The organism is Shewanella marina JCM 15074, from assembly GCF_000614975.1.
GTDB lineage: Bacteria > Pseudomonadota > Gammaproteobacteria > Enterobacterales > Shewanellaceae > Shewanella > Shewanella marina.
Genome location: NZ_BALM01000004.1, coordinates 107,916 through 122,809 on the forward strand (window position 1 = coordinate 107,916; position 14,894 = coordinate 122,809).

Consider the following 14,894-nt stretch of genomic DNA (forward strand, 5'->3'; position numbering starts at 1 on the left):
CTGTTTACTTCAAGTTGCTGTAATAACTATGCTTTATTCTTGATTAGTTGACGCGCCATCTCATCTGCAACGATCGCCGTTGCACGATTTTGTTGTTCAGATTGTGTAAATATCCTACTTAAGGTGTGGTAAATTTCGTTAACTTTCGTACGTGCATTTTCGGGATTATAATTACTTTCAAAAGAGATATTGATGATACCTCCTGCATTAATGACATAGTCGGGTGCATATAAAATTCCCAGATCTTTTAAGGCGGTGGCATGTCGTGTTTCTGCTAGTTGATTATTAGCACTGCCGGCAATAATAGCGGCTTTAAATAAAGGTAAGGTACTGTCATTTACCGTTGCGCCAAGCGCACACGGCGAGTAAATATCAACATCTTGATGGTAGATATCTTGTGGTGCAACGACCGTTGCAGCAAACTCTTGTGACACTCTTTCTAATGCTCTGTGATCTATGTCTGTGACAATTAATTTAGCCCCATTTTGATATAAATGTTTACACAAGTAATAACCTACATGTCCAACGCCTTGTACTGCAACACGCATGTCTTTTAAATCATCTTGGTTATATTTATGTTTAACAGCTGCTTTTATACCTAAATATGTACCTAAGGCGGTAAAAGGGGAGGGATCACCACTTTTCCCCTCTAAACCAGCAACAAACGGAGTTTGTAGGCTAGCAATTTTAATATCGCTAGGTGATGTTCCTACATCTTCTGCTGAGTAATAGCTACCATTGAGTTGATTTACTGCACGTCCAAAAGCACTAAAGATTTGTTCACGATCCATCAAGTGGGTATCACCAATAATGACGGCTTTGCCACCTCCCATCGCTAAACCCGCAAGTGCTGTTTTATAAGTCATTCCTTGCGATAAACGGAGCACATCGGTGAGAGCTTCATCATCAGTTTGGTAATTCCATACTCTACAACCGCCGAAGGCCGGTCCTAGTGTTGTGTTATGAACGGCAATAATAGCTTTTAGTCCACTTTGCTTATCACGACAAAATACAACTTTTTCATGCTCATCAAATGATGGGTGGTTGAATACAGTCACAAGCTCTCCTATTCACTGTTAAGCACTTGTTTAAAATAAGTAACAACAATGCTTGAGATATTTATATTGGCACGATAGCATCTAGTAATGGGACTCACCATAATGATTGGACGGGAAACATGTGAGCTATGTGGCAATAATGCTTTCCAATTTTATGTAAACCTAATCTTGGTGTTGCCGACAATGTCGTTAACATTTTAATATCATAACGACAATAATTATGAGGAAGTACAGATGACGGAACAAGCAACGCAGGCAATCAGCGAACAAGAATTAGAAGCGAGAAGAACTGAATGGGTGCGAGAGCAATTTCAGAAGGCAAATAAGTTTTTGGCCGAGAAAGGAATTATACCGTCGAAAGTGTTAGAGCAAGATAGTCGTTATTTAGCACCTTATTTGGCAATCTGGAAATTAGAATCAAAGCAACCGCAAAAGAAAACGTATTGGGTGATGTCTGGTGATTTACCGACAGATTATGTTGATGTGAGTGTGGCTGAAACCGCTCGTGAAGCGGTAAGGCATTTTTCTATGATGTGGCATCTTAAAGCTGAAAACTTGATTAAAAGCGGTGCAACAAAAGATGCAACGCAAGCTAAGTTTGCTCAGTTGTTAGTGGCAAGAGCAGAGAGCTTATATAAAATTCAAGAAGATGAAAATCTTTGGGGCTAGCATTTAAAATTAGCAATAAAAAATGGCAAACCTGAGTTTGCCATTTTTTCTGTTATTGACTAATCAAACAAATAATAGAAGCCTGCGTTAACCCAGTCTACCAATAACTGAGCGACTTCTGGTTGCGCCAGTAACTGCATCACTTGTGTATTATCTAAACAGGTTAAATTGCTCAACATTGAGATGGTGTCTGCATCTGTTGCTGCTAGCTCAAAGATTTGACCATTAACAAATAGACGCTGCTGTTGATCAGATTCTAGCTGTAATACCTTTAAGCCACCGATGCGTACTAATGAAGTACCGCCTGCGAGTTCTTGATGCAGTTCTTCTAGTGTGTAAGGTGTGTCAGGTTCACAAATATCAAGGTCAAAGCGATTTTGACTTAACATTAACCCTAGCATGGTTTGATATTGAGCTGGGTTATTCGCTAATTGAGTTAATAACGCCATGATACCATGCTGTTGATCTGCACTAATAGTCGCCGGGCTTACTAGTTCTGATGTCGATTCAAAACGCTGCTGACCTTGATTATTATCCAACAAATAATCCGCAACTTGGCTAAATAACTCTTGTTGGCTTGGTGCGCGCATACCGATTGAATAGCTCATTGCTGGCGTTAGTGTGACGCCACAATGTGGAAATCCTGGCGGAATATAAAGGATATCGCCAGTTTCAAGAATCGTATCAATAATAGGTTCAAAATCATCAATGAGCGGTGTTTCTGGGTTTCCATCACGCGGACGATACTCGCCTAAATCACCCACGCGCCAGCGACGACGACCTTCACCTTGAATAATAAACACATCATAATTATCGATATGTGGGCCTACGCCACCTTCAGGGGTAGCAAATGACACCATTAAATCATCAAAACGCCAATCAGGAAGGAAACGGAAAGCTTCAACCAGAGGTTGAGTTTCTGGGCACCAGTGGTTTACGGCTTGAACAAGCAGTTGCCAATGATCTTCACCATATTGCTCATAATCTTCAAAAGGGCCTTGGATAACCTGCCAGTTTTTACCTTCATCTTGAGTTAACACAACACGAGATGCGAGCTCTTCTTCCATTGCTAGACCGGCTAATTCATCAGCACTGATTGGATCAACAAAATCGGTAAACGCTTGACGTAGCACCATTGGCTTTTTTTGCCATTGAGTTGCTAAAAACTCAGTTGTATCGAAATTTAATTTATACATGTGTTTATACCAAAAAAAACGGCAACTGATTACAGGCGTAATTCGTTGCCGCTTTGAGTCACGATGGCTATATTACTTTAGCTCATCAACCATAGCTTCAGCACGGCCAATGTAGTTGGCTGGTGTCAGCTTTTTAAGTTCAGTTTTAACATCGTCTGGTAATGCTAAGTTATCGATAAATACAGCAAGTTGCTGTGCATCAATACGCTTACCACGAGTTAACTCTTTAAGTTTTTCATACGGTTTTTCAATGCCATAACGACGCATAACTGTTTGTACTGGCTCAGCTAATACTTCCCAGTTATGGTCTAACTCATCACGTAAGTGAGTTTCATTGACTTCAAGCTTGCTAATGCCTTTCAGCGTTGACTGGTAAGCAATTAACGAGTGAGCAATACCAACACCTAAATTACGTAATACAGTTGAGTCGGTTAAATCACGCTGCCAGCGAGATACCGGTAATTTCGATGCTAGGTGCTGCATTAATGCGTTGGCAATACCTAAGTTACCTTCTGAATTTTCAAAATCAATTGGGTTAACTTTATGTGGCATTGTTGATGAACCGATTTCGCCAGCAATGGTTCTTTGCTTAAAGTGACCAAGTGCAATATAGCCCCAGATATCGCGATCAAAATCGATAAGAATGGTATTGAAACGAGCTACTGCATCAAATAGTTCAGCAATATAATCATGCGGTTCAATTTGAGTGGTGTACGGGTTCCAAGTTAGTCCTAGCTTGTCACAAACTGCTCAGCTAGCTGATGCCAGTCAACTTCAGGATATGCACTAATGTGAGCATTGTAATTGCCTACTGCGCCATTAATTTTGCCCATGATTTCAACATTTGCAATTTGCTTAAGTTGACGCTCTAAGCGGTAAGCAACGTTAGCCATCTCTTTACCTAATGTTGAAGGTGAAGCAGGTTGACCATGGGTACGTGACATAAGCGGAATCGAACGATATTCATGCGCTAATGTTTTAATCGCATCAAGAATTTCTTGGCACTGTGGTAATAATACTTGTGAACGCGCTTCAGTTAACATTAAACCATGAGATAGGTTATTGATGTCTTCAGATGTGCAAGCAAAATGTACAAATTCTTCGATTGCCACTAATTCAGGATTTGCTGCAATCTTTTCTTTAATGAAATATTCAACTGCTTTTACATCGTGATTCGTGGTGCGCTCGATTGTTTTAACGCGCAGAGCGTCTTCTTCACTAAAATTATCTTTAATGTTATCAAGTAAAATAATAGCGTTTTCGCTAAAAGCTGGCACTTCTGTAATAGCAGGGCAGCTAGCAAGTAACTTTAACCAATTAATTTCTACTTGAACACGGTATTTAGTGAGGCCGTACTCGCTGAAAATCCCTCGAAGTGAGGCGGTTTTACTACCATAACGACCGTCTACAGGGGAGATAGCAGTTAGTGCGGAAAGATCCATTTGAAGCTCCTTGGTGAACTAGGCTTTTTTATTGTAGGGTAATATTCTTTTTAGCTGTTTCGACGATATTTTTTCTTGTAAAGACAAGTTGTCGACGCTTGCCTCCTAATTGACGCCATAATACTGCGCTGCGCATAGCGGCGAGTAAAAGTGCGCGAATTTTATGTTGTACTAATGGGCGCTGCAGAATATTGGGATTACCCGTAATTTGGATTTTTGGCCCTAAATCACTGATAACATCACTATATATACTGGCAAAGTTGCTAATGACTTGTTCATCAGCAATGTCAAAATGATGTAATTGACGATGCACTTGGCTAATTCGTTCAGCCAACATGCCTAAGGCATTATTTGAACGGGATAACTTCCGCTCTAGTGCCAAAATGCCGATTAAGTAGCGAGTGATTTCAACATCTTTTTGTTTAGTATCACCAAGCTGATCGACAATCATATTGTACCCTTGTTGCAATAGCGCTTGCTCTGGGTAGACTTCTGTGATGTTTTGCGGATCTGTGATTATGATACTTTTTAAGGTGGCAGCCAGTTGTGACCTGTCTGTTTCACCGTGCCGGGCAAGATGCTGTACCTGGGCAATGGCTTGTAGCGTTCCAGCTAAAGCCATTGTTCTATCATTAATATTTGAGTTCACCGATAGACTCTTATACTTTAATTAATGTATCGATAATACCACCACCTAAGCAGACTTCACCATCATAAAATACTGCCGATTGGCCTGGTGTTACTGCTGCCACCGGTTGTGCGAATGTCACTTCAATAACATCAGCTTCAACAATCTTAATACTGCAGGCAACATCCTGCTGACGATATCTCGTTTTAACTGTGATGGTTGCACCATCAGCAGGACCTTTACGGTCGACCCAATGTAATTGGTTAACAACCATACCTGTTGACATTAGACGAGGGTGTTGACCACCTTGAGCCACAATTAGAATATTGCGTTCTAAATCTTTATCAACTACATACCATGGGTTGTCGTTGCTATTTTTTAAGCCGCCAATACCTAAGCCTTTACGTTGACCTAAAGTGTGATACATCAAGCCTTGGTGCTCACCAATAATTTCGCCGTCAACAGTTTCAATTTTGCCTGGTTGAGCAGGTAAGTATTGACCTAAAAATTCGGTAAACTTACGCTCACCAATAAAGCAAATACCGGTACTGTCTTTCTTGTCCGCAGTGATAAGTCCCATCTCTTTCGCAATATGGCGTACTTCAGATTTTTGAAGTTCACCGACAGGGAAGAGTGAGCGTGCAACTTGTTCATGGCTCAATGTATATAGAAAGTAGCTTTGATCTTTATTGCTATCTAGGCCACGTAACATTTGCGTTGTGCCGTCGATGTCACGTCGACGCACATAGTGGCCCATTGCAATATAATCAGCATCTAAAATATCATCTGCAAAGTCTAAAAAGGCTTTAAATTTAATTTCTTTGTTGCACATAATATCTGGATTAGGCGTGCGACCCGCTTTATATTCAGCTAAGAAATACTCAAATACGTTATCCCAATACTCAGCAGCAAAGTTAACGGTATGTAACTTGATACCAAGTTTATCGCATACTGCTTGGGCATCTTTTAAATCTTGCGCCGCAGCACAATATTCTTGAGTATCGTCTTCTTCCCAATTCTTCATGAATAGGCCTTCAACTTGGTATCCTTGTTGAAGAAGCAAATAGGCTGATACAGATGAATCAACACCACCGGACATACCGACGATGACTTTTTTGCCAGAGCGAGAAGAATCAATTGCTGTCATGGATATAAAACCTGAAATTATTCAATTTCCTGCTATCTAAAGGACATTACTTAACTAAAGTAGCCTTAGCGATAGCGACTAAATTATGAGGGTGCGTATTCTATCACGCTTTATTGGCATCGGCTATTAACAGAAGATCACTGTTTAATATCGAGGTGTCAAATTGTTTGCCTTGGTAGTAATCATCTATTGTTTTAAGTACTAAAGGCGAACGAAGCTGGTTTTGTTTATGTAAAATTTCATCGAAATGAAGCCAATGGGCGGCCTTTATTTGTGGGTCTAGCGGCCTTAATGGTAATAGCTCATCGAGCTCAACAATAAAGGTGAAACGCAAGAAGGCGAGTTCATTACTCGCACTATATTGATCGATACCGAGCAAATGCTGTGGCGCAACATCTAAACCTGTTTCTTCTTTTATCTCTCGTTGGCAAGCCATGAATATAGATTCATTTGCTTCTAAGTGGCCAGCGGGTTGATTGAATTTTATTTGGTTATCAATGAGTTCTTCTACCATCACAAAATGGTGTTGATGATGAATAATGCAGGCTACAGTAACATTTGGACGATAACGATGGCTCATAAGTTTATTTCCAGTCCATGACACGGTATTGACCATTATCTAAATCATCTAACGACCAGTTACCGATCTTATAACGAATCAATCTTAGAGTAGGATAGCCTATATGAGCAGTCATTCTTCTTACTTGACGATTACGACCTTCACATATTTGTATCGCTAACCAAGTGGTCGGGATATTTTTTCGCTCTCTGATTGGTGGGTTGCGTGGCCAAACGTTGGGACTGTCGATAATGTCAATTATCGCAGGGAGTGTCATGCCATCTTTCAACTCTACGCCTTGTCTTAGTTTATCTAAATCTTGTTGAGTCGGTGCACCTTCAACTTGCACCCAATAGGTTTTATAGGTTTTTTTATTAGGCTGAGTGAGTTTAGCTTGTAATTTACCGTCATTGGTCAGGAGCAGTAGTCCTTCACTGTCACGATCAAGTCTACCCGCGGCATAAATATCTTTAATTTCAATATAGTCCTTTAGCGTTTTACGTCCTTGTTCATCAGTAAATTGACATAAAACATCGAATGGTTTGTTAAATAATACGATGACAGGATCACTAATTGGCTTTATATTGTGTTTTGATTGTTTGTTAAATGTGTTAATTTTTTGTCGACCAAAATTACCTTTTGCTTTAATGCCAAAGGTTGGGCGCTTGGAACCGTGAGGTTTTTTAGGTGGTTTTGAACTAGACACGCGTCAAATACTTCTTTATCTCAAAAACAGTGATTCATTATAGTCTACCGTTTGTCGGCTAAGGCTAATACTGTTTTATTTAAGAGATAGCTTTAGCATGCGCAAAAACGTTCAAAATGGGCCCATAAGGAAGATAGGTATCATATAAAAAGGATATAAAATGAACGATAAAACTCCAACCATTATCTACACTGAGACTGATGAAGCGCCAGCACTGGCAACTGTTTCGCTCCTTCCAATTATTAATGCTTTTACTCAGGCGGCGGGAATAAAGGTTGAAACCCGTGATATCTCATTATCTGGTCGTATTATTGCTAATTTTGCAGAATATCTTGCTCCTGAACTACAAATAAAAGATGCATTAGTTGAGCTCGGTGAGCTTGCGCAATTACCTGACACTAACATTATTAAATTGCCTAATATCAGTGCTTCTATTCCGCAATTGAAAGCATGTATTAAAGAGTTACAGCTTAAAGGTTACAGCGTACCTGATTATCCTGATGAGCCGGTTTCTGATGAACAAAAAGCCATTAAAGCACAATACGATAAGGTCAAAGGTAGCGCTGTTAATCCTGTTTTACGTGAAGGTAATTCAGATCGCCGCGCACCAGCATCAGTAAAGCAATACGCCCGTAAGCATCCTCATTCTATGGCTCATGGAGCAAAGATTCTTTAACTCATGTAAGCCATATGAGTTATGGCGACTTCTACGGTAGCGAGCAGTCTATGATGCTTGATAAACCGACAACTGTCTCGGTAGTACTTGAGCGCGAAGATGGTTCAAAACAAGTGTTAAAGTCTGATTTAGTACTGCTTGAAGGTGAGATTATTGATGCAGCTGTAATGAGTAAAGCTGCATTGACCGAATTTTATGCAAGAGAGATTGAACAAGCGAAAAAACAAGATATTCTTCTTTCGCTGCATTTAAAAGCGACCATGATGAAGGTGTCCGATCCCATCTTATTTGGCCATTGTGTAAAAGCTTATTATCATAGTTTGTTTGACAAATATGGAACGCTTTTTGACCAGTTAGGTGTCGATGTTAACAATGGTATTGGCGATGTGTACGCAAAAATCCAACCATTGGATGACAGTCAAAAGTCTGAAATTGAAGCTGAATTTGCGGCAATTTACGCGGCTCAACCACCTTTAGCTATGGTCGACTCAGATAAAGGCATCACTAATTTACATGTGCCAAGCGACATAATTATTGATGCGTCGATGCCTGCGGCAATTCGTTCATCAGGTAAAATGTGGGACGCTCAGGGGAAACTAAAAGACACTAAGGCATTGATTCCAGATCGTTGCTATGCCGGTGTCTATCAGGCCACTATTGATTTTTGTAAACAACATGGTGCTTTTGATCCTAGTACCATGGGCAGTGTACCCAATGTGGGCTTGATGGCGCAAAAAGCAGAAGAGTATGGTAGTCATGATAAAACCTTTGAAATTGAATCTGCGGGTGCCGTTAAAGTTATCGATGCGCAAGGTAATCAACTATTTAGCCATGTAGTTGAGCATGGTGATATCTGGCGTATGTGCCAAGTTAAAGACGAGCCGATTAAAGATTGGGTTAAATTGGCCGTGAATCGAGCACGTTTAAGCGCTACACCAGCCGTATTTTGGTTAGATCAACAACGTGCCCATGATGCACAGTTGATCAAAAAGGTTGAACAATATCTACCTGAACATGATTTGCAAGGACTTGAAATAAGCATTAAATCACCGGTTGATGCGACGTTATATTCGCTAGAAAGAACACGTTTGGGGTTAGATACTATTTCTGTTACAGGCAATGTGTTACGTGATTATCTTACTGATTTATTTCCTATTTTAGAGTTAGGTACCAGTGCTAAAATGTTGTCAATTGTGCCATTGATGAATGGTGGCGGATTGTTTGAAACGGGAGCTGGAGGCAGTGCACCAAAGCACGTACAACAAATGGAACACGAAGGTCATTTGCGTTGGGACTCGCTTGGTGAGTTTTTAGCTTTAGCGGCTTCATTAGAACATTTGAGTTTAGTTTCTGGTAATGCCGAAGCACAGATATTGGCGACGACGCTGGATGCTGCTATTGGTCAATTCTTAGATAATAATAAGTCACCATCACGTAAGGTTGGTGAACTTGATAACCGCGGTAGCCATTATTATTTAGCACAATACTGGGCAATGGAACTTGCAGCTCAAACAAGCTCATTACCATTACAACAAACATTCAGCGAACTCGCTAAAAACCTAATAAAGCATGAACAAACTATTATAAATGAGCTGGTTGAAGCCCAAGGTCATCAGGTGGAGTTAGGGGGCTATTATCGACTTGATCATCATTTAGCCGTTAAAGCGATGCGTCCAAGTCAAACTCTGAATCAATTAATTGATAATGCTTAGTCATTAAAACCGCGCTAGGCCTTGGTTTTAGTGCGGTTTTAAATTAACATCTAATCAAAGTTACAGAAGTAATAGTGGTAGCTGAACATGCTGGGTATTTATTGGTTTGGTTATCTTGATTTAGTTGTAATAAGCAGACAAAAAAAAGCAGGATAGTTATCCTGCTTTTCGTTAGGTTTTAACGCCAGAAGACGCATTTTTTTTATTTTATTTGGTTGGAGATATGGCTGATGCATGCATGCCCTTTGGGCCTTGCTCTACTTCAAACTGAACGGGTTGGCCTGCTTTAAGTGTGCGGTAGCCATCCATTTCGATTGTAGAGTAGTGAGCAAAGACATCTTCACCCCCTTCATCCGGACAAATAAATCCGAATCCTTTTGCATTATTGAACCATTTCACCGTTCCGTTTGCCATACTTCTACTTCCTTCTGTTGTCTACTTCCCAGTATGCTATTCAAAAAGAACAAGCGGACAGTATTGAACCGCTTAAGAGTTAGAATGAAAGCACTGACTTTAGATGTCAAGTATATTTTAACTAATATTTAACAAATATGTTTAAATTGTAACAAGTGGTAGTCGTAAACGATTTAAGAGGCTAGTATAGATACATGGGTAAAACTGAACAGACAGAGCACGTCATTGAACGTGCAGATTCGAAAACCGTGCCGCCGTCAATGTTCAAAGTGTTGTTGAACAACGATGATTACACGCCAATGGATTTTGTTATCGAAGTATTGCAGCGTTACTTTAATATGAATGAAGCGCATGCAACTGAAACAATGTTAGCTATCCATCATCAGGGAAAAGCAGTTTGTGGTGTTTTTGCTTTTGGTATTGCTGAAACTAAGGTAATCGAAGTTAATCAGTTTGCAAGACAGAACCAACACCCGTTACTCTGCACTTTAGAGAAGGACTAGAATTACCATCTCCGTTGTTAAAATTAGGGGGCGTTTATGTTGAATAAAGATCTTGAAGTGACCTTGAATTTGGCGTTTCAACAAGCCAGAGATGCACGTCATGAGTACATGACAGTAGAACATTTACTTTTAGCCCTGATAGATAATCCAGCAGCTCAAGATGCATTAGTCGCTTGTGGGACTAACCTTGATAAGCTTAGGGAAGACGTTGCTACATTTATTTCTCAGACCACACCATTAATTGCTGATGTTGACGATGAGCGGGAAACTCAACCAACATTAGGTTTTCAGCGCGTATTACAGCGTGCAGTTTTTCACGTACAGTCATCAGGGCGTAATGAAGTCACTGGTGCCAATGTACTTGTTGCTATTTTTAGTGAACAAGAATCTCAAGCCGTTTATCTATTACGTCGAAGTGACATTAGTCGTCTCGATGTTGTGAATTATATTTCGCATGGTTTTGGTAAAAATGAAGACAGTGCCGAAATTCCAGAACCAGAACAGATTGAAGATACCAGCGAGCAGCCACAAGAAAAAACGATGTTGGCGCAATTTGCGACTAATTTAAATGAATTAGCTAGCCAAGGCCAAATCGATCCTCTGATTGGACGAGAAAACGAAGTCGAGCGAGCGGTGCAAGTGTTATGTCGCCGTCGTAAGAATAATCCATTATTAGTCGGCGAGGCTGGTGTGGGTAAAACCGCGATTGCTGAAGGGCTTGCTTATCGAATTATTAAGCAAGAAGTGCCTGAAGTCATGGAAAACGTCAAAGTTTATTCATTAGATTTAGGTGCGCTATTGGCGGGTACTAAATATCGTGGTGACTTTGAGAAGCGTTTTAAAGCGTTGCTTAAAGAGCTGATTGAAGATGAACAAGCTATTTTGTTTATTGATGAAATTCATACCATTATTGGTGCTGGTGCGGCCTCTGGCGGTGTGATGGATGCCTCTAATCTATTAAAGCCTTATTATCGAATGGCTCATTACGTTGTATGGGTTCTACGACTTACCAAGAATATCAAACAATTTTCGAGAAGGATCGGGCATTGGCTCGTCGATTCCAAAAAATTGATATTAATGAACCTTCAGTGGCTGAAACCACAAAAATTTTACAAGGTTTAAAGAGTAAGTATGAAGAGCATCATGGTGTGCGCTATACCTTAGCCGCATTAAGTAGTGCTGCTAGTTTGTCGGCTAAACACATTAATGATCGTCATTTACCTGATAAAGCAATTGATGTGATTGACGAAGCGGGCGCGAGAATGGCAATGATGCCTTCGAGCAAGCGTAAGAAAACCATTGGTCAATCTGAAATTGAAACTGTGATTGCTAAAATGGCACGTATTCCTGAGAAGTCGGTATCGGCATCTGACAAGGAAACGCTACGTAATCTAGAACGTAACCTTAAGATGGTAGTATTTGGCCAAGATCATGCCATTGAGACGCTTAGCGCTGCAATTAGACTGTCACGCAGTGGCTTAGGTGTGGAATCAAAGCCTGTTGGTAGCTTCTTATTTGCTGGCCCAACTGGTGTAGGTAAAACAGAAGTAACTAATCAGTTAGGTACATGTCTAGGAACTAAGTTGGTTCGTTTTGATATGTCTGAATATATGGAAAGCCATGCGGTTTCACGCTTAATTGGCGCACCTCCAGGATATGTTGGTTACGACCAAGGTGGCTTATTAACCGATGCAGTGATTAAGAATCCACATTGTATTGTGTTATTAGATGAAATAGAAAAAGCTCACCCAGATGTCTATAACTTGCTATTGCAAGTGATGGATCATGGTACTTTGACTGATAATAATGGCCGTAAGGCTGACTTTAGGCATGTTACATTAGTGATGACCACTAATGCTGGAGTGCAAGAGACGGTTAAAAAGTCGATTGGCTTTGCACAGCAAGATCATACTCAAGATGCAATGCAAGAGATTAACCGAGTCTTTTCGCCTGAATTCCGTAATCGTTTAGATTCAATTATTTGGTTTAACCATTTGGATATGACGGTTATCGCTAAAGTGGTTGATAAGTTCTTGGTTGAGTTACAGGCGCAACTTGATAGTAAAGGGGTGACCTTAGATGTCTCTGACGAAGCTCGTACTTTATTAGCAGAGAAAGGCTATGATAAGGCGATGGGGGCACGACCTATGGCTCGTGTTGTAACCAACTTAATCAAGCGACCATTAGCTGATCAAATCTTATTTGGTGACCTAGAGAAGGGCGGTGTCGCACGTGTTGATGTGAAAGCGGGTGAATTGGTGATTGAAACCAATACCGAAGCAGCTGAAGCTTAACTCTCATTACACTAAACAAAAATAGCTGCCTAGGCAGCTATTTTTTTATGCTCAAAAAAATGAGCGGCGCATAATGAGAGGCGAGATTAGCGAGCGCGGAAGACGATACGACCTTTGGTTAAATCGTAAGGAGTCAACTGTACCGTTACCTTGTCACCCGTTAGAATGCGGATGTAATTCTTGCGCATTTTACCAGAAATGTGTGCAGTCACAACGTGACCGTTTTCTAGTTCTACGCGAAACATTGTGTTTGGCAAGGTCTCAAGGATTGTGCCTTGCATTTCAATGTTATCTTCTTTCGCCATTAATTATATATCCCATTAGCTTTCAAATAATAAAAACGGGCGTATCATGCCGCAAATTAGTGCTGGTGTAAAGTGAATGCTCAGATTATTGCCAGCCTAAATTAGTTAATACTTGGTGCGGACGATACAGTCGTTTGTAATTCATCTTCGAATTGTTATCTATTTGATAACCTAAATAAAGGTATTTTTTATCAGTTTGTTGGGCTAGTTCACATTGCTTAAGGATCATTAAGCTCCCAAGTGATCTTTTATCAAAATTAGTATTAAAGTAACTATATACGGCTGAAATACTATCAGCTAACACATCCATCACTGCAACAGCGATTAATTGCTCATCTTTATAGCATTCTAAAAAATGAGGTTTAAACATGGTGTTGTTAATAAAGTCGGAATAAGCCTGTTTAGTTGGCGGATACATAGAGCCATCACTATGACGTGCACAAATATAATCATGGTAAAGTTGATATTGCTGAGGGCTGTTCTCTGTGGTTATTTGCACACGAATATCTTGATTGTTTTTTAAGGTGCGTTTTTGCCTTTTAGAGATGACAAAATCGTTTACGATAATCCTTATTGGTGTACAGGCTTGGCAATGTGCGCAATGAGGTCGATATATTTGATTACCACTGCGTCTAAAGCCTAACGATAATAGGAATTCGAACTGCGCGGCGTTGATAGGGTCCATAGTGACCATCAATCGCTCTTGCTGATTAGGTAAATAGCTACAAGTAAATTCATTGGTGACACCCACTGTAATATTCAAATTATTAGATTCCAATCTCAATCTCCTGAGGTAACCAGCAATTTTTGTCTAATAGTATGTCGCGCTTATGGCGTAATCGGCATAGAAATTCAGTTCTAGTCAGCTGTTTACTGCCAAGACTTTGTAGGTAGGGGTTATCGATTTGCGCATCGATAAGCTTATAATGATATTTTTTTAGATGATTAATTAAGGCGACAAAAGCGATCTTTGAGGCATCGGCTTGTATATGAAACATAGACTCGCCACAAAATATTTGGCCAACATTAATACCATATAAGCCACCAACAAGCTGGTCGTCTGATGTGTGGCGAACTTCAATTGAATGGGCACGACCTAGGGTATGTAACTGACAATAAGCATTAATTATATCTTGTGTTATCCAAGTTCCTGCTTGTTTGGCTCTTGGTACTGCACATTGCCTAATTACGTGTTCAAAATCTTGATTGATAGTGACATAAAATTGCCGACGTTTAATGGTTTTACGTAATGAACGGCTAATATGTACATCATCCAGTTCGAATATTGCTCTTGGATCGGGTGACCACCACAAGATTGGATCATCTTGATTAAACCAAGGAAATATACCATTGTAATAGGCTGTTAATAGTCTTTGTGGCTGTAAATCTCCACCAACGGCTAACAAACCATTAGGATCTACTAAGGCTCGCTCTGGATCTGGAAACGTCATATTGATTTGGTTTAAAAAAGCAAGACCGTTCACGTGTGGACCTGTGTCATCATTTATATGAATTGATATTATACCTAAGCAGGTCAGATATGTAGAGTTTGCTTGTGTCTAATTGGCTTTAGTTAATTACTATT

The 14,894-nt window shown here is 40.1% G+C and carries 14 protein-coding genes and 2 pseudogenes; 5 read left to right on the forward strand and 11 right to left on the reverse strand.

Annotated elements, in window-relative coordinates:
• Positions 1-26 precede the first annotated feature (26 nt).
• Positions 27-1,058 carry a Leu/Phe/Val dehydrogenase gene (locus JCM15074_RS04910; protein WP_025820216.1) on the reverse strand — a complete coding sequence of 344 codons (1,032 nt, stop codon included), beginning with the start codon at positions 1,056-1,058 and terminating at the stop codon, positions 27-29.
• Positions 1,059-1,292: 234 nt separating this feature from the next.
• On the opposite strand from JCM15074_RS04910, the gene JCM15074_RS04915 reads away from it, so the two are divergent.
• Positions 1,293-1,727 carry a DUF4826 family protein gene (locus JCM15074_RS04915; protein WP_025820217.1) on the forward strand — a complete coding sequence of 145 codons (435 nt, stop codon included), beginning with the start codon at positions 1,293-1,295 and terminating at the stop codon, positions 1,725-1,727.
• A gap of 59 nt (positions 1,728-1,786) precedes the next feature.
• On the opposite strand, the gene JCM15074_RS04920 is transcribed toward JCM15074_RS04915, so the two are convergent.
• The 6 genes and pseudogenes from JCM15074_RS04920 to rluE form a co-directional block, all read right to left on the reverse strand.
• Positions 1,787-2,923 (reverse strand): ribosomal protein uL16 3-hydroxylase, encoded by a 1,137-nt coding sequence (locus JCM15074_RS04920; RefSeq protein ID WP_025820218.1) that lies wholly within the window; start codon positions 2,921-2,923, stop codon positions 1,787-1,789.
• 72 nt (positions 2,924-2,995) lie between these two features.
• Positions 2,996-4,365, reverse strand: a pseudogene (gene purB / locus JCM15074_RS20980) (adenylosuccinate lyase).
• Between the two features lie 28 nt (positions 4,366-4,393).
• Positions 4,394-5,014 (reverse strand): high frequency lysogenization protein HflD, encoded by a 621-nt coding sequence (hflD, locus tag JCM15074_RS04930; protein WP_025820220.1) that lies wholly within the window; start codon positions 5,012-5,014, stop codon positions 4,394-4,396.
• Between the two features lie 10 nt (positions 5,015-5,024).
• The gene (gene mnmA / locus JCM15074_RS04935) at positions 5,025-6,140 is read right to left on the reverse strand and encodes a tRNA 2-thiouridine(34) synthase MnmA (RefSeq protein ID WP_025820221.1); all 1,116 of its coding nucleotides are present in this window, start codon (positions 6,138-6,140) and stop codon (positions 5,025-5,027) included.
• A gap of 103 nt (positions 6,141-6,243) precedes the next feature.
• Positions 6,244-6,720, reverse strand: coding sequence for an NUDIX hydrolase (locus tag JCM15074_RS04940; protein WP_025820222.1), 477 nt, complete (start codon positions 6,718-6,720; stop codon positions 6,244-6,246).
• 4 nt (positions 6,721-6,724) lie between these two features.
• A complete protein-coding gene (gene rluE, locus JCM15074_RS04945) occupies positions 6,725-7,405 on the reverse strand; it encodes a 23S rRNA pseudouridine(2457) synthase RluE (protein ID WP_025820224.1) in 681 nt (226 codons plus the stop codon).
• A gap of 160 nt (positions 7,406-7,565) precedes the next feature.
• Here rluE and JCM15074_RS20985 point away from each other — a divergent pair.
• A pseudogene (locus JCM15074_RS20985) lies at positions 7,566-9,793 on the forward strand (NADP-dependent isocitrate dehydrogenase).
• A 207-nt stretch (positions 9,794-10,000) separates the two neighbouring features.
• Here the strand turns inward: JCM15074_RS20985 and cspD are convergent.
• Positions 10,001-10,207 carry a cold shock domain-containing protein CspD gene (gene cspD, locus JCM15074_RS04955; protein ID WP_025820226.1) on the reverse strand — a complete coding sequence of 69 codons (207 nt, stop codon included), beginning with the start codon at positions 10,205-10,207 and terminating at the stop codon, positions 10,001-10,003.
• Between the two features lie 194 nt (positions 10,208-10,401).
• On the opposite strand from cspD, the gene clpS reads away from it, so the two are divergent.
• Genes clpS through JCM15074_RS25770 form a run of 3 tightly spaced genes read left to right on the forward strand, consistent with a single transcriptional unit; the run spans position 10,402 to position 13,004 of the window.
• Positions 10,402-10,710: an ATP-dependent Clp protease adapter ClpS gene (gene clpS, locus JCM15074_RS04960; RefSeq protein ID WP_025820227.1), complete on the forward strand. Its 309-nt coding sequence runs from the start codon at positions 10,402-10,404 to the stop codon at positions 10,708-10,710.
• A gap of 36 nt (positions 10,711-10,746) precedes the next feature.
• Positions 10,747-11,832 carry a Clp protease N-terminal domain-containing protein gene (locus tag JCM15074_RS25765; RefSeq protein ID WP_506344836.1) on the forward strand — a complete coding sequence of 362 codons (1,086 nt, stop codon included), beginning with the start codon at positions 10,747-10,749 and terminating at the stop codon, positions 11,830-11,832.
• Entirely contained in the window at positions 11,757-13,004 is a 1,248-nt protein-coding gene (locus tag JCM15074_RS25770; protein ID WP_506344837.1) for an AAA family ATPase, read from the forward strand. Before JCM15074_RS25765 ends, JCM15074_RS25770 begins: the two co-directional genes overlap by 76 nt.
• Before the next feature lie 86 nt (positions 13,005-13,090).
• Here the strand turns inward: JCM15074_RS25770 and infA are convergent, their stop codons facing one another.
• The 3 genes from infA to aat form a co-directional block, all read right to left on the reverse strand.
• On the reverse strand, positions 13,091-13,309 hold the full coding sequence (gene infA, locus JCM15074_RS04970; RefSeq protein ID WP_025820228.1) for a translation initiation factor IF-1: 219 nt from the start codon (positions 13,307-13,309) through the stop codon (positions 13,091-13,093).
• Positions 13,310-13,394: 85 nt separating this feature from the next.
• Positions 13,395-14,087 (reverse strand): arginyltransferase, encoded by a 693-nt coding sequence (locus tag JCM15074_RS20995; RefSeq protein WP_037469111.1) that lies wholly within the window; start codon positions 14,085-14,087, stop codon positions 13,395-13,397.
• The gene (gene aat / locus JCM15074_RS04980; protein ID WP_025820229.1) at positions 14,077-14,793 is read right to left on the reverse strand and encodes a leucyl/phenylalanyl-tRNA--protein transferase; all 717 of its coding nucleotides are present in this window, start codon (positions 14,791-14,793) and stop codon (positions 14,077-14,079) included. The genes JCM15074_RS20995 and aat overlap by 11 nt, the downstream gene beginning before the upstream one ends.
• Positions 14,794-14,894 lie beyond the last annotated feature (101 nt).